General features: G+C 60.6%; 17 protein-coding genes. 8 read left to right on the top strand and 9 right to left on the bottom strand.

Annotated elements, in window-relative coordinates; translation table 11 throughout:
- Positions 1 to 150: 150 nt before the first annotated feature.
- Positions 151 to 1365, top strand: coding sequence for an Nramp family divalent metal transporter (locus RAE04_RS03810; RefSeq protein ID WP_370633389.1), 1215 nt, complete (start codon positions 151 to 153; stop codon positions 1363 to 1365).
- A 23-nt stretch (positions 1366 to 1388) separates the two neighbouring features.
- Here the strand turns inward: RAE04_RS03810 and RAE04_RS03805 are convergent, their stop codons facing one another.
- Positions 1389 to 2621 (bottom strand): MFS transporter, encoded by a 1233-nt coding sequence (locus tag RAE04_RS03805; RefSeq protein WP_317026480.1) that lies wholly within the window; start codon positions 2619 to 2621, stop codon positions 1389 to 1391.
- Positions 2622 to 2727: 106 nt separating this feature from the next.
- On the opposite strand from RAE04_RS03805, the gene RAE04_RS03800 reads away from it, so the two are divergent.
- On the top strand, positions 2728 to 3252 hold the full coding sequence (locus RAE04_RS03800) for a hypothetical protein (protein ID WP_408933124.1): 525 nt from the start codon (positions 2728 to 2730) through the stop codon (positions 3250 to 3252).
- Here RAE04_RS03800 and RAE04_RS03795 read toward each other — a convergent pair.
- From RAE04_RS03795 to RAE04_RS03785, 3 genes are all read right to left on the bottom strand, one after another.
- Positions 3249 to 4091, bottom strand: coding sequence for a hypothetical protein (locus tag RAE04_RS03795; protein WP_317026478.1), 843 nt, complete (start codon positions 4089 to 4091; stop codon positions 3249 to 3251). The genes RAE04_RS03800 and RAE04_RS03795 overlap by 4 nt on opposite strands.
- A 171-nt stretch (positions 4092 to 4262) precedes the next feature.
- Positions 4263 to 5111 (bottom strand): DNA primase, encoded by an 849-nt coding sequence (locus tag RAE04_RS03790; RefSeq protein ID WP_294164996.1) that lies wholly within the window; start codon positions 5109 to 5111, stop codon positions 4263 to 4265.
- 81 nt (positions 5112 to 5192) lie between these two features.
- Positions 5193 to 6896, bottom strand: coding sequence for a carboxylesterase/lipase family protein (locus RAE04_RS03785; protein WP_317026477.1), 1704 nt, complete (start codon positions 6894 to 6896; stop codon positions 5193 to 5195).
- Between the two features lie 116 nt (positions 6897 to 7012).
- On the opposite strand from RAE04_RS03785, the gene RAE04_RS03780 reads away from it, so the two are divergent.
- Together RAE04_RS03780 and RAE04_RS03775 are read left to right on the top strand one after the other, a co-directional pair.
- The gene (locus RAE04_RS03780) at positions 7013 to 7747 is read left to right on the top strand and encodes a hypothetical protein (protein ID WP_317026476.1); all 735 of its coding nucleotides are present in this window, start codon (positions 7013 to 7015) and stop codon (positions 7745 to 7747) included.
- A gap of 177 nt (positions 7748 to 7924) precedes the next feature.
- Positions 7925 to 11647, top strand: a complete 3723-nt coding sequence (locus RAE04_RS03775) for a multifunctional oxoglutarate decarboxylase/oxoglutarate dehydrogenase thiamine pyrophosphate-binding subunit/dihydrolipoyllysine-residue succinyltransferase subunit (RefSeq protein ID WP_408933126.1) — start codon at positions 7925 to 7927, stop codon at positions 11645 to 11647.
- Between the two features lie 420 nt (positions 11648 to 12067).
- Here the strand turns inward: RAE04_RS03775 and RAE04_RS03770 are convergent, their stop codons facing one another.
- Positions 12068 to 12808, bottom strand: coding sequence for a hypothetical protein (locus RAE04_RS03770; protein ID WP_294164988.1), 741 nt, complete (start codon positions 12806 to 12808; stop codon positions 12068 to 12070).
- Between the two features lie 105 nt (positions 12809 to 12913).
- On the opposite strand from RAE04_RS03770, the gene RAE04_RS03765 reads away from it, so the two are divergent.
- On the top strand, positions 12914 to 14044 hold the full coding sequence (locus RAE04_RS03765; protein WP_317026474.1) for an Mrp/NBP35 family ATP-binding protein: 1131 nt from the start codon (positions 12914 to 12916) through the stop codon (positions 14042 to 14044).
- Between the two features lie 4 nt (positions 14045 to 14048).
- On the opposite strand, the gene RAE04_RS03760 is transcribed toward RAE04_RS03765, so the two are convergent.
- The 3 genes from RAE04_RS03760 to sigE form a co-directional block, all read right to left on the bottom strand.
- Positions 14049 to 14603 carry a twin-arginine translocase TatA/TatE family subunit gene (locus RAE04_RS03760; RefSeq protein ID WP_317026473.1) on the bottom strand — a complete coding sequence of 185 codons (555 nt, stop codon included), beginning with the start codon at positions 14601 to 14603 and terminating at the stop codon, positions 14049 to 14051.
- Between the two features lie 23 nt (positions 14604 to 14626).
- Positions 14627 to 15076 carry an anti-sigma factor gene (locus RAE04_RS03755; RefSeq protein ID WP_317026472.1) on the bottom strand — a complete coding sequence of 150 codons (450 nt, stop codon included), beginning with the start codon at positions 15074 to 15076 and terminating at the stop codon, positions 14627 to 14629.
- A 100-nt stretch (positions 15077 to 15176) separates the two neighbouring features.
- Entirely contained in the window at positions 15177 to 15806 is a 630-nt protein-coding gene (gene sigE, locus RAE04_RS03750) for an RNA polymerase sigma factor SigE (RefSeq protein ID WP_005323510.1), read from the bottom strand.
- A 151-nt stretch (positions 15807 to 15957) separates the two neighbouring features.
- On the opposite strand from sigE, the gene RAE04_RS03745 reads away from it, so the two are divergent.
- Positions 15958 to 16605 carry an O-methyltransferase gene (locus tag RAE04_RS03745; RefSeq protein ID WP_317026471.1) on the top strand — a complete coding sequence of 216 codons (648 nt, stop codon included), beginning with the start codon at positions 15958 to 15960 and terminating at the stop codon, positions 16603 to 16605.
- Here RAE04_RS03745 and glgC read toward each other — a convergent pair.
- On the bottom strand, positions 16602 to 17819 hold the full coding sequence (gene glgC / locus RAE04_RS03740) for a glucose-1-phosphate adenylyltransferase (RefSeq protein WP_284786604.1): 1218 nt from the start codon (positions 17817 to 17819) through the stop codon (positions 16602 to 16604). The genes RAE04_RS03745 and glgC overlap by 4 nt on opposite strands.
- A 109-nt stretch (positions 17820 to 17928) precedes the next feature.
- Here glgC and glgA point away from each other — a divergent pair, with 109 nt between their 5' ends.
- On the top strand, positions 17929 to 19107 hold the full coding sequence (gene glgA / locus RAE04_RS03735; RefSeq protein WP_317026470.1) for a glycogen synthase: 1179 nt from the start codon (positions 17929 to 17931) through the stop codon (positions 19105 to 19107).
- A gap of 12 nt (positions 19108 to 19119) precedes the next feature.
- Positions 19120 to 20562 (top strand): GH32 C-terminal domain-containing protein, encoded by a 1443-nt coding sequence (locus tag RAE04_RS03730; RefSeq protein WP_049378315.1) that lies wholly within the window; start codon positions 19120 to 19122, stop codon positions 20560 to 20562.
- Positions 20563 to 20704 lie beyond the last annotated feature (142 nt).

Raw genomic sequence — 20704 nt, 5'->3', positions numbered from 1 at the left:
TCCTCGTTTTCCTGATAGAAAAGCACCACCCTCCCTATAGTGATTAGAAACACAATCAATCGAGAGAGTGCCATGAGTCAGACCAGCGAATCGAGTTCTGCACGGCCTGCAGGCAGCAGACACAACGTAGACACTACCAACCAAGCTAGAGTGAAATGGACCTTAGTCGGTCCAGGACTAGTTGCCGCAGCGACAGGCGTTGGTGCGGCCGACCTAGTGGCCACCATGATCGCTGGCCAGCGCTATGGCTACGCACTCCTTTGGGCGGTCATCATCGGCACAATTATGAAGATTGTACTGGTCGAAGGTGTCGGACGGTATAGCCTTGCCACCGGAAACACTATGTTCCATGGCTGGCGGGAGTTGGGACGGTGGACTTCCTGGTATTTTGCCCCATATATCGTTATTTGGGGTCTCGTCTACGGCGCTGCATCGATGTCCGGCGCTGGCCTCGCTCTTAGCGCCCTTTTCCCAGGTACCAGTCTCGAAATGTGGGCAATTATTGCTGGAATATCCTGCTTCACTCTAACTTGGCTTGGGCGATATCAGCTTTTTGAGAAGCTATCAGCCATCTTGGTCGGAATCATGTTTGTCACCGTGGTGGGCATCGCCGCCATTACAGCTCCGAACCTTCCCGAAGTCATCGGTGGTTTGGTACCACAGATTCCAGATGGCTCCTTCGTCTATGTGTTGTCCATCGCTGGCGGAGTGGGCGGCACAATCACGCTTGCCGCTTACGGCTACTGGCTGAGAGAAAAGGAATGGTACACACCAAAATGGATGCAAGTTATGCGCATGGACAATGCAGTGGCATACGCAGTTACCGGTATTTTTGTCTTAGCCACACTCGCGCTGGGCGCTGAACTCCTCTACAGCGCCAATGTCGCGGTCTCTGATAATGACCAGGGTCTCGTTGATATGGCAGATGTTCTCGAGGACCGCTACGGAGCCTTCATGTCCAAATTGTTCATCGTCGGGTTCTTCTCTGCCGCATTCTCTTCCTGCCTCGGTGTTTGGAACGGTGTGTCTCTGATGTTTGCCGACTACATCGGCCACCTCAAAAAGATCCCGCAAGGCGATCCCCGAACCAGTACTGGTGGAAAGTACTACCGCGCTTACCTCATCTGGCTGACCTTCCCGCCAATGCTACTTTTGCTCCTTGGAAAGCCAACCGGACTCATCATCGCCTACGGTGTCCTGGGCGCTTTATTTATGCCGTTCTTAGGCCTTACGCTTTTGGTCCTGCTGAATACCAAACACACCCCAAAGCAATGGAGAAACGGCTGGATCGTCAACACGTTGATGGCGGTAATTTCCGTTGCCTTCGTTTATCTATGTGTTTCCCAACTGGGTGAAATTCTCTAGCCGAGAATAAGTGCCTACTTCCCCTACGGCACTCGCTTCGGCTTGTTCCCCACTCCAGCATGCGGGTCACGGCCGAATGCCCAGGCAATGATGCCGATGAAGGCGATAGCGCCGCAGACGGTGAAGGCAAGGGGGAACCCGGAGGCGTCGGCAAGCAGGCCAATGAGCATGGGCCCCAAGATTTGGCCGAAGTCTCCTGCCATCTGGAAGGTGGATAGCACCTTGCCGCCGGAGCGGTCATTGCCCACGATGTCTCCCACCGCGGCCTGTTGGGAGGGGTTGATAAGCCCGGACGATGCACCGGCGAAGGCGGAAATAAGCAGGAGGAACCACACGCTGGTAGCCATGCCCATCAGCACCATGAAGATGGCTGAGCCGATAAGGCCGATGAGAATGAGTGGCTTGCGGCCGTGGATGTCGGACCACTTGCCGGAGAACTGCAGCACGATGGCGTTGCCGGCCGCGAAGACCGCGAGCGCAAGACCGGAGGCAGCCGCGCCATTGTGGAAGATGGAGGCAGCAAAAAGCGGCAGGACGGATACGCGCACGCCCATGTTGATCCAGCTATGGGCAAAGTTAGAGGTCAGCACCGCACGGTAGGCGGTATCGCCCCAGGCCTCCTGCAGGCGCATGGGCGGCAACTTATCCTTGCTGGCTTGTTTGTGGTTCACGCGGGGCATTTGCCACCAGACGACGAACGCAGCCAGCGCCACGCCCACACCGTAGATGAAAAATGGCCAGCGAAAGCCCAGGAAGGACAGGCTCGCACCAAGAACAGGGCCGGCGACGTTACCGAGCAGGAAGGCCGTGGCGTAGGTGGCAGAACACTTGCCGCGAATCGTTGGCGGGGACATGCGCACGATGAGGCCCATGGCGGAGACGGTGAACATGGTAGAGCCAATGCCGGCCAGGGCGCGCAGGGCCACGATGTGCCAGTAGCTTTGCGCAATGGAGACTAGCCCCGTGGTTACCGCGACGGTCATGAGTCCGATGAGATAAACGCGGCGCGAGCCGACGCGGTCCACCAAAGAACCGGACATGGGCGCGAAGATAAGGCGCGAGGCGGCGAAGATGGAGACTACAAGGCCCGCGGCGGCCATGGAGACATCGAAGCTAACCACAAACTGCGGAAGTAGCGGGGCAATGAGGCCGTAGCCCAAAGCGATAATAAAGGCGGCGGTAACCATGACCCAGATTTCGCGTGGGATCTTTGGTGCTTCCTCGTGTTCTACTTCCCCGCTGTGTGTATTCATCATATCGGCTGCAACTCTAATCCTTGGCATCAGGGAAAGCCATTTGCAGGTTGTGTTCGAACATGCGTTTGCTTTTACTGGGTCTGTGTCCGCGTTGGGTTCTAGTGTGATGGCCATGCACAACGTACAAAAGAAGTTCCCCCAGCCCACCGCAATGAACCTGCCCCAGTCCGCCTCCGAGATTGCGGCGGACTTGCTCTACCACGAATATGACACCATCAATTCCATCGCCGCCATCATTCACCACCCGCGCTCCCTCGCGCGCCCCACGCCCACGTGGCGCCCACCGATAAAGCAACTGCCGACGCCCGCCGGTGGACCGGGCGGAGAGTATTGCATGAGCATCACCCGCCACCGTGTGGGTGCGCGCGTGAAGGCCCGCGTGCGCGGCTTTGGGCAAAACCGCATTCCGGCCTATCTGATTACCATCCGCATTACCGAGAACTTTGGTCAGCCGGTAGATCCGGCCGTGGCCGAGAGCTGGGTGCGCACGCTCGTGCCGGCAGAGATGGTGGGTGCAGTCCACGAGGTCTCCCGTGGCCCGAATGCCACTTATGTGTGGCTCGTGGATAGCTCCTATCAGCCGGTCCACTCCCCCGAGTCACTCTTCGCCGGCTTCAGCCAAGCCGCCTAGGCGGTCGCGCGCTGTTTCGTTGACTGCGCAGATGTGTCTGGCCCTGCATGCGGATCAGGGGCGTGGAGCACCTTCCTCATCACCTCGCGGTTGAAGGCCACCGTGTAGTGCCGGGCTATTGCCTTTGGCATAAAGCGCAGGACCAAGCAGGCGATGAGGACGGTAAAGACCTTATCCAGAATATCCGAGGTAAGGCCCTGCAAGATGATGGCCAAGCGTTCGTCTTGGAAAATCATCTCGTAGAACTCGGTGAGGTTTTGTGACCCTTTGCGCGGTCGTCCACTGAAGGAAAAGATGAGCACGTACACACTCATCACGCCGGAGCCGATGCCCATTCCAAGGCCGGAGAAAATGATCCATGACAGCTTGTTGAATACCCCGCGGCGCGCCAGAATGCCCACGGCGGCGCCGATAAAGATGCCTACGGGCGCAAAGGCGAGATCATAGGCAAAGTACACTCCGCCCAATACGGTGGTCGTAACCCCCGTGGCCATGCCGAGCACGGGACCGGCGATGATGGCGACGATGGCGGTGCCGACGGTGTCGAAGAACATCGGCACCTGCGAGCGCACCGTCAACGAGCCCAACAGCAGATTGATGGAGGCACCGAAGATGGGATACAGGAGGATGCAGTTGGGCACCAACCCATACTGCGAGGTATATAGCAGCACCGCGGCCACCAGGAGGAGGACCCAGACGCTGGCGGTCAGGTAGGACTCGAAAGTCACATTTACCGTGGAGTACACCCCAAAGACGGTACAAAGCCACGCGGCGAGCGAGAGTGCCACCGCTACTACAACAAGGACGTAGCGCCACGTGGTGTCGCGGGTCATCGCCATGGTCTCCTCCTCACAAGGCTAGGTTTAGGGCGGATTCCCAGCTGCAAGCTGGGATTATCCTAAAGCCTAATTGGCAGCGCACGAAAGTAGCAACACAAAAGGGCCCCTAAAACGGGAAAGGCCCAGCCTGTCCGCTGGGAGTGGCGGGCTGGGCTATGGGGAAGGCCGGGACTACTTTTCGTCAGCTTCGGGGGCGTCGGATTCGTCGTCCAGGTCGGCATCGTCGCCGTCCAGGTAGTCCTCGTCTTCGTCCTCGTCGTCTTCGCCGAAGATGTCGTAGACGTCAGGCTCTTCGTAGTCTTCGTCATCAAAGGAGACGAGCTGTGCTTCCCAGTCCAGGGCCTGCTCGGAGACGAGGCCTAGGACATCGAAGAGGCGATCGAAGTCGGTGTAGGTGCCAAGCTCAAGGGCCTCGGCCGGAACCTCCACGATGGGAACGTCATCAAACTCGGCGTTATCAAAGAGGGCGAGGCGATCAGCCTCATCGAGGTCCTCATCCTCTTCATCCACTTCCCACGCGAGGGTGACTGCTTCATCCTCCATGTCATCGAGATCGTCTTCGTCGAAGTCGAAGGCAAGGAAGCGCACGATGGCGGACGGGACGCCGTCGATGGTTTCCACGAGCACGCGCAGCTCCGAGTCGTTGGCCACTTCAGCCACGACGAGGTGCGGGTTGAGCTCATCTTGGGCAAATTCTAGTTCCGCGATGCGCTCATCGGTGCCCTCCAGCAGGTCCCGCAGGACGGTGACGACCTGGTCGGTGGCGATGTGGCGGGATACCGCCTCCACGGCATCGTCTACCGAGAAGGCAACGGAGACGAGGACTGCCTCGAATTCCTCATCGTCTTCATCGACATCCGCCGCGGCAATGTAGACATTCGCGGCCGGAAGCAGCGGATCGATTTCAATAAATTGGATTTCCAGATCAGAGGTGATCGGAACAAACATGACGTCATCATTGACGCGGGACTCGATGCCCTCGGCATCCAATGCAGAAGCAATATCTTCGAAAAAGCTCATGGTGGTTTAAAATCCATCCTTCGGAAGCAGAGGTTCCCACGGTAGGCAAGCCGCCGCCCGCGGTCACTGTGGAGTCTACCGTTATTCCCACCCGGATGGTTGGAAGCCCAAAGATCTCACCAGCTCTGGGCGCCCGCTTCCCCACTCCAACATGTGGTATCCCTCCCAGGCTTGCCGCTTGAGCTCGTGCGGCGCGTGCTCAATATAGGCCTCGGCATCGAAGATCATGGTGGCGCGCTGAGTGGACCCGTAGCGCGGCCAACTCATCTCAGGGCGGCCGCCATGAATGAAGGCGGACCAGTGTTGCTGCATGGTGGCGGTAAGTTCTTCCATCTCCGCGCGCGAGCCCCAATTGGTAAGGAAAGATGCGCGCGAGGAGTAAGGGTCACCGAATACATTGCCCAGCTCCATCGAATGCATGGCTCCGAGGCCCAGCCACTTGAGCACGGCAGAGGCGAAGTCGAAGCGGTACATCCACGTTGGTGCCACCTGCGCATGGGCGGTGGCGATGCGGGTGGAGGGTGCCCAAAAAAGGGCGTCGGCAAGCAGGTGCGCAAAGTCCTCCCGGGCCACCGCGCCGTCATAGGCGGCGACGACCTCGGGGGCGTGCTGGGGATCGAAGGAAGCCAGGAGGCGCAAGGCGGCGCGCTCGCGGGAACTTTGGCGCTGGAAGAGGAATTTACCAAAGCTAGCCTCGTCCGAGTTCGTGCCGATGAGCAGCGGAACCTGGTGCTGGTGCCCATTTTCAAAGGCAGCTATGGGGTGTTCCGGAATGAGCTCATCATCCACCGTGGGTGCGTAGCAGGAATTGAGGTGAATGAGCTCGCCAGCTCGCCACATCATGGATTGGCCCGAGCGCACTAAATCGGCAAAGTTTTCCTGGCGCAGGTCCTCCACCGAGGTGCGCCGGGGCAAGGCCATGCGGTGGACTAACTCGCGCGCCCACAAGGTGGACTGGGCACGAGAATGGATCATGGCAATCGGCGGGGACTGGGCAATGGCGCGGTGGAAGAGGCCTTCCGCGGCCGGGCTCGTCATGAGGGTGAGAACCGCCGCGCCGCCGGCCGATTCACCCATGAGGGTGACGGATTCAGGATCGCCGCCAAAGGCCGCAATATTGTCGCGCACCCACTGCAACGCCAGGATCTGATCGGCCACCGCCGGGTTAGCGCTGCAGTCTCCGCCCAGGCTGCGCAGATCCAAATAGCCCAGGGAGTTGAGGCGGAAGTTAATGGATACGTAGACCACGTCCATGCGGGTAGCCAGCTCAAAGCCGCGGAGCATGAGCATGTGCGACGAGCCCATGATGAAGCTGCCGCCGTGTAGGTAGACCACCACAGGAAGCTTCTCTTCGGTGCGCGGGCGCACGATGTCGAGGTGCAGGCAGTCCTCGGAGCCGATAATGCGGTCAGTCCAGGAGTACGTGGGCTGCGGGGCCGGTGGGCCGAATTGGCTGCAATCGCGCACGCCCTCCCAAGCCGGTGCAGGCTGCGGGGCGCGGAAGCGGTCGTCCCCGGCAGTGGTATTGCCAAAGGGGATGCCGCGCCAGGTGAGCACCGGCCCGGCGCTAATGGGGCGATCGGTGCGCAGGTCCTCCTCTATAACGCCACGCACCCACCCGGAGGTAGTGCGGACGGTGAGCTCATCTGCCAGGGCGTTTTGGGCCTCTTCGTGCGCGCGACGGGCGCGTTCGTGGGCCTGCTCCGCTTTCAGGCGCGCCGCCGCGGAAGACTCCTCCGGAGGGAAGTTCCCGGAATCGCGGGTGTTCTCGTGCGGCGTAACCATGCCTTCTAGCTTAGGTGCCTTGCACGCCCTCGGCGATCTCTTTGCGGCGCGACGGCGTATTAATAGAGCCTTTACTATGCTGGACACAGATAAGTTTTAGCGAAAGAAAAGGACACATGGGTTTCTTTACTAAAGACAAGAAGGACAACTCCACCGAGGTCGACACCGTCGATACCTATGATATCGATCCGGAAGATACCAACCGCTTTACCTCCGCGCTCCTCAATTCCTTGGACCGCGCAGTAGCCGTGCAGTCCGGTGTCATCATCAAGTACGTCGACAACCTGAAGAAGGGCAATAAGGACGCGAGCCCGCAGCAGCTACAGGAGCTCATTGACAAGCACTTCTTCAATATCACCTCCGGCACCGGTGCGGCTGCGGGCGCTTCCGCTGCCATCCCTGGTGTCGGTTTGGTAACCGGCGCAGCTACCATCGCCGGCGAATCCGTAGTCTTCTTGGAGGCGGCCGCGTGGTACATCTTGGCCTCGGCCTACCTGCGTGGCGATGACATCAAGTCCCCCGAGCGCCGCCGCGCCCTTGTACTTTTGGTGCTGACCGGCTCGAAGGGCTCCGCTTTGGTGGATACCTTTGTGGGCGATCTCAATAGCGTGGCGGGCATGCGCTCGGCCGCTAGCCTCTCCCGCTTCTCCGGCCCGACGCTGTCTGGCATCAACGGCCGCCTGACCAAGCTTTTTACCAAGCAGATCACCAAGCGCCTGAAGTGGGCGTGGATCAGCAAGCTCATGCCCATGGGTATCGGTGCCGTGCTGGGCACCACCGCCAACCGCAAGCTGGCCAAGCAGGTCATCGAGCACGCCAGCGAGCAGCTTTCTCCCCTCACCCAAGCCTAGGGGTAACCGGAAACCACTAAGCGGGGCTATTGATACCCCTAACATAGTGAGTTTAGGGGGATGACCCGTATCATGTAGGCAGACTCTTTGGCGAGTGACGCATGCGCTCGTGCAAAGGCCGCACTAAAGTCGAATAAACGACCATTTTAAAGCAGAGAAATGAGGCGAATACCTGCCGTGAGCACATCGAATATCTTCGGCCCCAATGCGTGGCTGATAGACGAGCAGTTCCAGCAGTACTCCAAGGACCCTAGCTCCGTAGATAAGGAGTGGCGCGACTACTTCGAGGCAAACGGCGCGCCTAAGTCTAAGGCACCAGCCAAGGAGGCTGCGGAGAAGCCGTCTAAGCATGCCGCGAAGAAGACTGAGGGTACTACTACCGCCCGCAAGCAGGAGGCCCGCGAGACTAACGTGGAAAAATCCGTAGCTAAGGCGCAGGAAAAGTCCGCTAAGGCCAAGCAGTCCGTAAAGAAGTCCGAGTCCCCGCTCGACCGCATCGCGGACTATAAGGGCGGCGAAGAGCGCCAGCTCAAGGGCATGTTCAAGGCCATTGCGAAGAACATGGAAGAATCCCTGGAGATTCCTACCGCCACCACCGTGCGCGATATGCCGGTCAAGCTCATGTGGGAAAACCGCTCCATGATCAATGACCACCTCAAGCGCACCCGCGGTGGCAAGATCTCCTTTACCCACATCATCGGCTACGCCATGGTTAAGGCCGTACAGCTGCACCCAGACATGAACGTGCGCTACGAGCTCAAGGACGGCAAGCCCTATGTCATCCAGCCTGAGCACATCAACCTAGGCCTGGCCATTGACCTGCCGCAGAAGGATGGCTCCCGCGCTTTGGTCGTCGCCGCCATCAAGGAGTGTGAGACCAAGTCCTTCTCCGAATTTGTTGAGGCTTACGAGGACATCGTTACCCGTTCTCGCAAGAACAAGCTCACCATGGATGATTTCTCTGGTGTGACCATTAACCTCACCAACCCTGGCGGCATCGGCACCCGCCACTCCATCGCCCGCCTGACCAAGGGCGCCGGCTCCATCATCGGCGTGGGCTCCATGGATTACCCAGCCGAGTTCGCTGGCGCTTCCGCGGACCGCTTGGCAGACTTGGGCGTCGGCCGCCTAGTTACCCTGACCTCCACCTATGACCACCGCGTCATCCAGGGTGCAGAGTCCGGTGAATTCTTGCGCACCATTGGCCAGCTGCTTGTCGACGGCGCCTTTTGGGACGACCTTTTCTCCTCCATGGGCGTGCCTTATGAGCCGTTCCGCTGGGCGCAGGACGTGCCGAACTCCGGCGTGGACAAGAACACCCGCGTCATGCAGCTCATCGAGTCCTACCGCTCCCGCGGCCACCTGCTGGCCGATACCAACCCGCTGGGCTGGATCCAGCCGGGCCTGCCTAACCCGGACCACCGCGACCTCGACATCGCAACCCACGGTCTGACCATCTGGGATCTGGACCGCACCTTCAATGTCGGTGGCTTTGGCGGCAAGGAGCAGATGACCCTGCGCGAGGTGCTCTCTCGCCTGCGCGCCGCCTATACCTTGAAGGTCGGCTCCGAATACACCCACATCCTCGACCGCGATGAGCGCGGCTGGCTGCAGGACCGCCTGGAGGCGGGCATGCCGAAGCCGACCAACGCGGAGCAGAAGTACATCCTGCAGAAGGTCAATGCCGCCGAAGCATTCGAGAACTTCCTGCAGACCAAGTACGTGGGCCAGAAGCGCTTCTCCCTCGAGGGTGCCGAGACCCTCATCCCGCTGCTGGATTCCATCATTGATACCGCCGCAGGCCAGGATCTGGACGAGGTCGTCATCGGCATGCCACACCGCGGCCGCCTAAACGTCCTGTTCAATATCGTGGGCAAGCCACTGGCCGATATCTTTGGCGAGTTTGACGGCAACTACAAGGGCGGCCAGCTCGGCGGCTCCGGTGACGTGAAGTACCACCTGGGTTCCGAGGGCCACCACCTGCAGATGTTTGGCGATGGCGAAATCAAGGTCACCCTTGCCGCCAACCCATCCCACCTCGAGGCCGTCGATCCGGTCATGGAGGGCATCGCCCGCGCTAAGCAGGACATCTTGGACAAGGGCCCAGAGGGCCACACCGTTGTTCCAGTCATGCTCCACGGCGATGCTTCCTTCACCGGCCTGGGCATTGTCCAAGAGACCATCAACCTGTCTCAGCTGCGCGGTTACACTAACGGCGGCACCGTCCACATCGTGGTTAACAACCAGGTGGGCTTCACCACCACCCCGGACTCCGGCCGCTCCACCCACTACGCCACCGACCTGGCCAAGGGCTTCGACTGCCCGGTCTTCCACGTCAACGGCGATGACCCAGAAGCAGTTGTCTGGGTTGGTCAGATGGCAGCCGAGTACCGCCGCCAGTTTGGCAAGGACGTCTTCATTGACCTCATGGTCTACCGCTTGCGCGGTCACAACGAGGCCGATGACCCGTCCATGACCCAGCCGGAGCTCTACTCCGTCATCGACGAGCACCAGGCAGTGCGCGAACACTACACCAACGACCTCATCGGCCGTGGTGACCTTTCCGCCGAGGACGCCGAGGCAGCCGCTCGCGACTTCCACGACCAGATGGAATCCGTCTTTGCTGAGCATAAGGAAGCCGGCAAGGCTCGCCCGAAGGAGCAGACCGGTATCACCTCCTCCCAGGAGCTCACCCGCGGCCTGGACACCTCGATTACCGCCGAGGAACTGGCCGAGCTGGGTGCCGCCTATGGCAACCCACCAGAGGACTTCGAGTACCACAAGCGCGTGGGCAAGGTAGCCAAGGAGCGCGAGAAGTCCTCCCGTGAGGGCGGCATCGACTGGGGCTGGGGCGAGCTCATCGCCTTCGGTTCCCTGGCCGGCGAGGGCAAGGTTGTCCGCCTGGCTGGTGAGGATTCCCGTCGCGGTACCTTCACCCAGCGCCACGCCGTCACCTTCGATCCACGCAACGGCAACGAGTACAACCCGTTGCACGCCGTCGCTACCTCCAAGGGCAACGGCGGCAAGTTCATGGTTTACAACTCCGCTCTGACCGAGTTCGCCGGCATGGGCTTCGAGTACGGCTACACCGTGGGCAACCCAGACGCTCTCGTTGCCTGGGAGGCACAGTTCGGTGACTTCGCCAACGGCGCCCAGACCATCATCGACGAGTACATCTCCTCCGGTGAGGCGAAGTGGGGCCAGCTGTCCAGCCTGGTACTCCTCCTGCCACACGGCTACGAGGGCCAGGGCCCGGACCACTCCTCTGCCCGCATCGAGCGCTACCTGCAGCTGTGCGCTGAGGGTTCCATGACCGTGGCTCAGCCTTCCACCCCGGCTAACCACTTCCACCTGCTGCGCCGCCAGGCACTCGGTGAGATGAAGCGCCCGCTGGTCGTCTTCACCCCGAAGTCCATGCTGCGCAACAAGGCAGCTACCTCCGCCGTGGAAGACTTCACCGAGGTCAAGCGCTTCCAGTCCGTTATCAATGACCCGAACTACGTCGACATCGACGGCAATAAGGTCGGCGATACCGACAAGGTCAAGACCATCATGCTGGTCTCCGGCAAGCTGTACTGGGATCTGGAGAAGAAGCGCGAGGCCGATGGCCGCGATGACATCGCCATCGTCCGCGTGGAAATGCTCCACCCGATTCCTTTCAACCGCCTGCGCGAGGCATTCGAGGCTTACCCGAACGCCACCCAGGTCCGCTTCGTTCAGGACGAGCCGGCCAACCAGGGCCCATGGCCGTTCTACAACGAGCACCTGCGCACCCTGATTCCGGATATGCCGGAGCTGGTTCGCGTTTCCCGCCGTGCTCAGTCCTCGACTGCCACCGGTAACGCCAAGGTGCACCAGATTGAGCAGAAGAACCTGCTGGAAGAGGCCTTCGACATCTAGTCGCCTCTGCCCCGTTTAAACCCCAGTGAGAACCTCCTCACTGGGGTTTATTCACGCCGACGCCAGCACTTATAGAGCTTCTGCTCTTGCTTCTGCCAGAGCACTCCTTCGGCGTTCTTGCTCTCTCATCTCCGATTCCTTCGCGCTCACCAGCGGAACACTATTGTCTTGGCGGTAGCTTTCCCATGAGCGCCAAGGGAGCGAGTTAAGAATTAGCGCGCTTACTCAATATGTCCAATCGTGACACGTATGCATGTCGTTCAAACCAGGCTGCAATGCAAAGGCATTCGCGTCGGCATTCACGAGCTCGGAATTGCTCCACATCGAGTCACAAGTGAGCTTGAGGGGTCATCTCCTGTGGAGGTGTCGGTCTGCCGGTTTACCCATCGTCAGCAGCTCCGAGTTGCCAACGATCAAATATTAAGAACCAGTGAGATTCGATCCGCCGGAAGAATCGGAGTCGCCCTCTTCATGGGCGATGTCGCCGCCGGAGGAATTCATCCAGGAGCGCACGACCTTCTCCGCGCTGGTGGGGTCGTTTTCTACCTCATCGGCCATGTCAGAGAGGTCTTTTTGGGTAATGAACTTAGTCAGCGAGGCCACGGCTTGGCGCTCTTCACGGTCGAAAAGATCATCTTGATAAAGCACCACGAAATTCTCTGGCAATTCGGGCTCGGAACCCTCACAGCCACTGGCACCGGAAGGCTCAACCGTGGAGGTATCCGTGGGCAAGCTCGACATGAGCGCAATGTGGGTACGGGCCAAGTAATCCTCGCCGCCGGGCTCAGAGGCTTTCTGTGCCTTCTTGTAGTCCTTCGAAATAGCCCGCGCCTCACGGGGGTTGAGGATATTAAGAAACGCGCCGGTACAACCCACATAGAAATTGCCACCCGGGTTCATGGAACGCCCACCCTTGGTGTCGTGGAAGATGTCTCCCTTCACAATGGACGCCTCGCGGCCCTGCCCCATCAGCTCCTGACGGTAGATCTCTGCGAGGACCAGCTGGTCGGTCTCATTAGTATCGACCAAAATGCCAATAGGCTCACTCTGGGAGCTCTTAGCAAAGGGGTTGGTATCGAGCTGGGAGGAACAGCCGGAAAGCAGCGTTGCGGACAGCACCACACCGGCAATGACACGAGCGGGGCGGGCAAAGCTGCGCATGGCGGTACTCTTCTCCTTTTGGTTGGCGGCGCGTGAGCGTCTAGCTGATTCTACACCGAGGGTGTGTTTACCTCCTGTTGCGGCGTGACTAAGATGGCAAGGGTTATGTCTAGCGTTATTACTGAATCCGTCGTACGCGAGGCACTCTCCCGCGTCGAAGACCCCGAAATTGGCCGCCCCATCACCGAACTCAACATGGTGAAGTCCGTTACCGTCACCGGTAATGACGTGGCCGTGGAAATTTACCTCACCATCGCTGGCTGCCCCATGAAGTCCACCATCGAGTCCAATACCCGCGCTGCGGTAGAGGATATCGAGGGCGTTGGAAACGTCACGGTGACGATGGAAGCCATGAGCGATGAGCAGCGTCGCGAGCTCAAGAAGAAGCTACGCGGCGGCCGAGCCGAGCCCGAAATCCCGTTTGCAAAGCCGGATTCCACTACTCGCGTTTTCGCGGTGGCCTCCGGTAAAGGTGGTGTGGGCAAATCCTCCATGACCGTAAACCTGGCCGCAGCGCTGGTCCAGAAGGGCCTCAAGGTTGGCATTGTGGACGCCGATATTTACGGCCACTCCGTTCCTAACCTCTTGGGCTGCACCGACGGGCCTACCGTGCTCGATGATGAGATGCTACTACCGCCGATTTCTCACGGAATTAAGCACATTTCCATCGGACAGTTTGTGGAGGGCAATGCCCCGGTGGTCTGGCGCGGGCCTATGCTCCACCGCGCTCTGCAGCAATTCCTGGCCGACGTTTTTTGGGGCGACCTCGACGTCCTGCTCTTGGATTTGCCACCGGGTACTGGCGACGTCGCCCTGTCCGTAGCCCAGCTCATTCCCAATGCAGAGCTACTCATTGTCACCACCCCGCAGGCCGCGGCCGCCGAGGTGGCAGAGCGCGCCGGATCCATCTCCCAGCAGACCCGTCAGCGCGTGGCTGGCGTAATTGAAAACATGGGCGCCATGGTGATGCCGGATGGCTCCACCATGGATGTCTTTGGCTCCGGCGGCGGACAGATTGTGGCCGATCGCCTAGGCGTCATCCTGGGCCATGAGGTGCCATTGTTGGCTTCCGTGCCGCTGGATCCCACCTTGCGCAGCGGTGGCGATGCCGGCACGCCGATTGTTCTCGATTCCCCCGAGTCCCCCGCCGCCCAGCAGATCCAGGCGGTGGCCGATAAGCTGGCCATCCGCTCCGATTCACTGGTGGGTAAAAACCTCAACTTGGGCGTGAACTAACGCCTTAGGTCACATCGCCCCATATGCCGCCGCCGGTGAATTCTTCCCCACCGCGTGGCGGCTTGTTCTCCGGCGCGGGCTGCTCCGTCGGCTTGGGGGCTTCGGTGCGTTGCTGCGGCCGGGACTCTGGCTGCGGCTGCTCAGCGTAGATCTGGGAGTAGTCGAAGCTCGGGCGCTGCTGCTGCGGTTGAGACTGCGGCTGCTCCTCCGGCTCCTTTGGAGCGGTAGCGGTCTTGACGTTTTCTGCCATTTTCTTGGGGTTGAAATCGTCCCAGGCGGAATCGTCGCCATCGAAAAGCGCCTTGGTAATTGCCCCTTTCGGGCCGAGGCGCGTCCACTGGGCAGCTTGGGTGAGCGGGCCGCGGATATCATCGAACTCCGAGGTAATCGAGCCCATCTCGCCGTTGAGCTCCGCCTTGGCGTTATTGATGGCCTTGCGGGCCGCGTAAATGGCGGCGCGCACATCCTTAATCACCTCGGGCATGCGCTCCGGGCCAATGACGATGATGCCCAAAACCACGATGACGAAAATCTCGGGCCAACCAATGGAAGAAAACACGGTTAAATACTAGTCCCTCACTCTTAGCCGCGCTGATTGTGCTTGATTGCGCGAACCACCATTTCCACCTTGTCCAAGAAATCCTGCTGCGGCCGGTGCGCAGGCGTTGCCGCATCCGGCCCGGGCGTCGCCCCTTCGGTGGCAATGCCCGCGAGCTTTGCCAGCAAGGATTGCGGCGCCTTGACCTTAGCGGAATCCGCACAGTGGCGAACCCACTCTGAGGCATGGCGCTGCTGGTGAACATCCGCCCGGCACTCGGCGCAGTGCACCAAGTGGATGCGCACGCGATGCATGAATTTCGGCTCCATCTCCCCGTCTACGAAGGCAACGACAGCCTCCGGGCCAAGGTGCCCGATGGTATCGCTGCGCCGCGCCTTAGCCTTCGCCTTATCGCGGGCCTTGGCCTGGGCGGCATCGAATCCGCCGCGCACGCTCAGCGTGGACAAGGTTCGACGTCCCCGCAGCGAGTCCATCAACACCCTCCTCCAGTAGTTGCTTGGCCTTCAGTGACACGGAAAGTCCCCGCCGGTAGCGGGGACTATGCAGTTTCTTTAAAGTTTAGCGCGCGGTGGTTTAACGTGTGCGCAGCAGCATGCGGGTTTCCGCATTGGTTTGCGCTTCTTTTTCGAGTGCAGCACGCAGCTGCGAGCGGCCTCGGTGGATGCGGGAGCGCACCGTACCCATCTTGACGCCCAAGGTCTCCGCAATCTCGTCATAGCTCATACCTACGACATCACACAGCACCACGGCCACGCGGAAATCGGGAGCCAGGCCATCGAGTGCGGATTGCAGCGCCGGGTCCAGGTTGGCCACGGTATAGGCCTGCTCCGGGGTCATATCCGTGCCGGGCACGCGTTCATAATCCTCCGGCAGGGCCTCCATGCGGATCTTGGAGCGGTGGCGAACCATGTCCAAGAAGAGGTTGGTGGTAATGCGGTGCAGCCAACCCTCAAACGTACCGGCCTGGTATTTATCTAGGGAGCGGAAGACGCGCATGAAGGTTTCCTGGGTGAGGTCCTCTGCATCGTGCTGGTTGCCGGAGAGGCGATACGCCAAGCGGTAGACGCCATCGGCATGTTCGGCCACTAGGTCACCCCAGGCGGGCATGTCGGCTTCGCCGGCATCAAACGCCGCGGTACCGGTCAACTCCGCCTCAGGGGTGGCGGGCTGAAGGGATTCGGCATCGCGCTTCGTTGTTGTCATGCATGTCATCTTTCTACACTTCAAAGTGAAACTCCAGCCACAGTGCTGATAATTTCCTGTGAGTCCGTCACATTATCCCCACCCACCACAACCTCGCTGGCTAGGCGCGTTTTTGCCACATTTGCGGACACTTTTCCCTAAGGTTTATTACGTGACTACTACCGCATATGAAGCACTGCGTTCTTATATCGAGACCACCAGCGAGCCCTCCGCCGCCCTGCGTGGGGCGCGCGACCACGCCGATGAGTACGGTCTGCCCGTTCCAGATGAATCAACGGGCCAGCTGCTCACCACGCTGACAGCCGCCTCGGCCGGCTCTACCGAACGCCCCCAGTCCGTGGCGATCACCCCAGCCGCCAATGTGGTAGGCCTCTACCTGCTTGCCGGGATGCCCGATCATGGCATCTTGACCTGCATCGACCCCGAGGCTGAGCACCAGCGCAGCGCCAAGACCGCCTTCCGCGAGGCGGGCTATGCACCTTCGCGCGGCCGCTTCCTGCCGTCTCGCCCGCTCGAGGTCATGGGCCGCCTGGCTAATGATGCCTACCAAGTCATCTACGCCGACGTCGCCGCGCTCGAGCTCCCCGCCATCATCAAGGCAGCGTGGCCACTGCTGCACCAAGGCGGCACCCTGGTCTTGGCTAATTCTTTGCTCGATGGCACGCTTGCCGACGTCTCCCGGACCGACCGCGACACCGCCGCCGCCCGCGAAGCAGACGAGTACCTGCGCGAGCTCGAGGGCGCAAACGTCACCCGCTTGCCGCTGGGTTCCGGGGTCACGCTCGTGACGAAGCTCTAGACCTTCTGGTTTTTGCCGACGACAACCACGCCGCCGTCAGAAACCTTGAAGCGCTCCTCATCGCGCTCGCGGTCCACACCGATAATTGCGCCATCGCTGACGACGACGTTCTTATCGAGGATCGCGCGGCGCACCACCGCACCACGACCGATGCGCACGCCCGGCAGGATGACCGATCCTTCGACCGTGGCGCCATCGGCCACGTGGACATCGGACGCCAGCACGGAATTGCGCACCGTGCCGCCGGAGACAATACAGCCCGGCGCCACCATCGAGGACTGCGCGATGCCATTTTGCACGAACTTCGCCGGCGGGAAATTGGAGTCATCCGTGGAGTGAATCGGCCAATTCTGGTTATAGAGGTTAAAGATCGGGTGCACCGAAATCATGTCCATGTGCGCTTCATAGAAGGAATCGATGGTGCCCACGTCACGCCAGTAGCCGTGATCGCGTTCGGTAGATCCCGGCACCTCATTTGCCATGAAGTCATAGACATGCGCCTGCCCACGCTTCACAAAGTACGGAATAATATCGCCGCCCATATCGTGGGCGGAGTCCTCGTTCTTTTCGTCCTCTAAGAGGGCGTCAATAAGCGCCTGCGCCGTAAAGACATAGTTGCCCATCGAGGCATAGCTCATATTCGGGTCATCCGGAGTGGCTGGTGGGTCCGCAGGCTTTTCCACGAACTCCGTGATGGTTCCCATGCCATCGGCCTGAATGCAACCAAAGGCCGTTGCCTCCTCGCGCGGCACGCGAATGCCAGCCACCGAACAATCCAGTCCCGAGGCGATGTGTTCTTCTACCATCTGCGCCGGATCCATGCGGTAAACGTGGTCCGCGCCGAAGACAATGACGTAGTCCGGTTTTTCGTCATAGATGAGGTTGAGCGACTGCACAATGGCATCCGCCGAGCCGTTGTACCAACGCTTACCGCGGCGCTGCTGGGCAGGCACCGAAGCAATGTATTGCGGCGTCGGCCCCGCCAAATTCCACGCCTGGGAAATGTGGCGGTCCAAGGAGTGGGACTTGTACTGGGTCAACACCGCAATCTTGAGGTAGCCGGCGTTGACCAGGTTGGACAGGACAAAGTCAATGAGGCGGTAGGATCCGCCAAAAGGCACGGCGGGTTTGGCGCGGTCTTCGGTCAGGGGAAAAAGGCGCTTTCCCTCGCCGCCGGCAAGGACAATGGCTAGGACATTTGGCAGGCTTCTCACGTTTTCAAACCTATCTCCAAATCCCACATTTCGCAGCAGAAATATGCACATTTCTACCCCCATCCCGTATTTCTGCACGCGGCACCAGAGATACGTATTCTGGATGGGTATGAGAGCCGGAATCTTTTCCAAAGAATACCCGCCGGAAATCTACGGCGGGGCCGGAGTTCACGTAGCTGAACTCACCCGTTTTATGCGCGATATCATCGATGTCTCCGTGCACTGCATGGGCTCCCCGCGCGAAGAAAAGGACGTTTTTGTGCACGGCGTGGACCCCGCACTCGAGGGTGCCAATGGAGCGCTCAAGACTTTGTCTACCGGGCTTCGCATGGCCGATGCTGCCTCCGATATCGACATCGCCCATTCACACACGTGGTACACGGGCCTTGCCGGCCACCTCTCCGCCCAGCTATACGATATCCCGCACGTAGTCACCGCCCACTCCCTGGAGCCACACCGCCCATGGAAGCGCGAGCAGCTCGGCGGCGGCTATGACGTCTCCTCGTGGTCCGAGAAGAACGCCATGGAATATGCCGACGCCGTCATCGCTGTCTCTGCTGGCATGAAGGACTCCATCCTGGATGCCTACCCGCGCATCGACGCCTCCAAGGTCCACGTTGTCCTCAACGGCATCGACACCGAGCTGTGGCAACCGCGAGAGGGAGATGTGTTGGACAAGCTGGGCGTCGATAAGCAACGCCCCATCGCCGCCTTTGTTGGCCGCATTACCCGGCAAAAAGGCGTGAAGCACCTGCTGCAGGCAGTGCGGAAGTTCGACCCGGATATCCAGCTGGTGTTGTGCGCCGGCGCGCCCGATACGCCCGAAATCGCGGCGGAGACCGAGGCGTTGGTAGATGAGCTACGCGCCCAGCGCGATGGCATTTTCTGGGTCAAGGACATGCTCCCGCGCAACGAGGTCCAGCAGATTTACTCCGGCGCGGATGTGTTTGTCTGCCCGTCTATCTACGAGCCGCTCGGCATCGTCAACCTAGAAGCTATGGCCTGCGGCACGGCCGTTGTTGCCTCCAACGTGGGCGGCATTCCGGAGGTTGTGGTCGATGGCGAGACCGGCGTACTGGTGCCTTACGACGCCGCCGATACCGCTGCCTTCGAAGCCGCCGATACCGCTGCCTTCGAAGCCGACCTCGCCGCCGCCGTCAATGACGTCGCCGCCGATAAAGAGCGCGCCGCGGAATTTGGCCGTGCCGGCCGCGAGCGCGCCATTCGCGATTTCTCTTGGGCTACGATTGCCGCCCAGACCGTCGATATCTACCGCAGTTTGATTTAAGGAAGGATAGCCGTGACAACTCACCGCCCCGAACTGCATTTTGTCCCTGAAGACGGCGTCCTCGACGCCCCCGCTGGTATCCTGCGCGACGGCGATACCTGGCACCTGTTCTACCAGTACCGCCCCACCGCAGACTCCCCTGCCCGCTGGGGACACACCTACTCCGAAGAGTCTCCCTTTGACTGGTTGGACTGCGACGATGCCCTCGCCCCCGTCGGCGGCGAGCTCTCCCTGCGCGCAGGATCCGTAGCCCAAGGCCCGGAAGATATCCATCTCTACTTCACCTCCGTGACCGCCGCCGGAATCGCCGTTCACCTCGCCCGCTACGCTGACGTGGACGAGATCTGCGAGGTCTCCGATGACCCCCAGGCCCTCGACCCCAATGTCGTCCGTTTTGGCGAGGTCGTAGGCAATACCCGCAACTTCGATCACTTCCGCTCCCCCTCTGTGGTGCCCGATTGGGCCTCCGAGGACCGCGATGACGGCCACGACGGCTGGCTCATGCTCGCGCTCACCGGCCACTCCGACGCCCCGGTTCCCGTCATCCTCGAATCCACCGATGGCGTGTCTTGGCGCCTGCGCGGCAGCCTCAAGTTCGACGGCGACCCTGGCTTCCTAGAGGGCGAGGTCCCCGCTACCTCGCCCATTCCGCCGGTCGTCTCCCCGCGCCTAGTCCGACTGCGCGATGAGGTTGACGGCAATATCTACGACGTCCTCTTTGTCACCTTGGAACGCGGCGGCCGCGACGTCTCCGGCTACCTCGTCGGCCGGCTGGAGGGCACCACCTTTACCGTGGTCTCCGGCTTCCGCCGCGTAGACTTCGGCCACGATTTCTCCCGCCCACGCAGTACCAACACCACTACCGGCACGCTCACCCCGGAGCAGCGCTACGAGCGCGCCGTCATCGTCGGTCTCCTCAACGGCAACGGCCGCGGCGATGATGCCACCGCACACGCCTCCTGGGAGGCCGAAGGCTGGGCCAATACCCTCTCCCTGCCTCGCCGGGTCACCCTCGAAGGAGGCGTCCTCTATCAAGCACCCGCCCGCGGCCTGCCCGATGCCGTCAAGCTCTCCGATTACGCCCGTTCCTGGACCGGCGTCATGGAGGTCCCTTCCGGTTCCTGCGTAACGGTCACGCTTCTCGACGGCGCCGGTGACCCCGCCGCCACCATCTGCCACTCCGGCGATGACATCAGCCTCGATCGCTCCATGAACAAGGCCTTCGACCACTGTTTCGCCGATTCCGAGCCCGCCACGGCCACGCTTGCCGAAGGCGATTCCGATACCCTCACCATCATCCAAGACGGCTCCACAGTCGAGGTTTTCGTCGACGGTGGCCTCATCGCCATGGCATCCCGCGTCTACTTCGAAGGTGGCTGCTCCGGCCTGCGAGTCGAGACCTCCGGCGATGCCGTCATCGAGCAGGACTGGCAGCGCTCCGGCTCCAAGCTTTAATCCTCTAGGCTCGCCACACCGCCCGTTACCTTGTGAGTGTCCCCGATAATGGGGATAGTCGCTGGTCCCGGTATGGCTTACCTGCCCTGTAGTTTCCATAATCCGGGGGGTGTTGCCGCCGGGTGCCAGGACTTTCGATGAC

This window comes from Corynebacterium sp. CTNIH16, assembly GCF_032821655.1.
Lineage (GTDB): Bacteria > Actinomycetota > Actinomycetes > Mycobacteriales > Mycobacteriaceae > Corynebacterium > Corynebacterium marquesiae.
Note: the sequence above shows the minus strand (reverse complement) of the source record. Positions and strands in the feature narration are given on the sequence as shown.

Bases quoted from the DNA above. Each gene is read 5' to 3' on its own strand.
- RAE04_RS03805 (WP_317026480.1), bottom strand. From the start codon at position 2,621: ATGATGAATACACACAGCGGGGAAGTAGAACACGAGGAAGCACCAAAG.
- RAE04_RS03800 (WP_408933124.1), top strand. From the start codon at position 2,728: ATGGCCATGCACAACGTACAAAAGAAGTTCCCCCAGCCCACCGCAATG.
- RAE04_RS03795 (WP_317026478.1), bottom strand. From the start codon at position 4,091: ATGGCGATGACCCGCGACACCACGTGGCGCTACGTCCTTGTTGTAGTA.
- RAE04_RS03790 (WP_294164996.1), bottom strand. From the start codon at position 5,111: ATGAGCTTTTTCGAAGATATTGCTTCTGCATTGGATGCCGAGGGCATC.
- RAE04_RS03785 (WP_317026477.1), bottom strand. From the start codon at position 6,896: ATGGTTACGCCGCACGAGAACACCCGCGATTCCGGGAACTTCCCTCCG.
- RAE04_RS03780 (WP_317026476.1), top strand. From the start codon at position 7,013: ATGGGTTTCTTTACTAAAGACAAGAAGGACAACTCCACCGAGGTCGAC.
- RAE04_RS03770 (WP_294164988.1), bottom strand. From the start codon at position 12,808: ATGCGCAGCTTTGCCCGCCCCGCTCGTGTCATTGCCGGTGTGGTGCTG.
- RAE04_RS03765 (WP_317026474.1), top strand. From the start codon at position 12,914: ATGTCTAGCGTTATTACTGAATCCGTCGTACGCGAGGCACTCTCCCGC.
- RAE04_RS03755 (WP_317026472.1), bottom strand. From the start codon at position 15,076: ATGGACTCGCTGCGGGGACGTCGAACCTTGTCCACGCTGAGCGTGCGC.
- sigE (WP_005323510.1), bottom strand. From the start codon at position 15,806: ATGACAACAACGAAGCGCGATGCCGAATCCCTTCAGCCCGCCACCCCT.
- glgA (WP_317026470.1), top strand. From the start codon at position 17,929: ATGAGAGCCGGAATCTTTTCCAAAGAATACCCGCCGGAAATCTACGGC.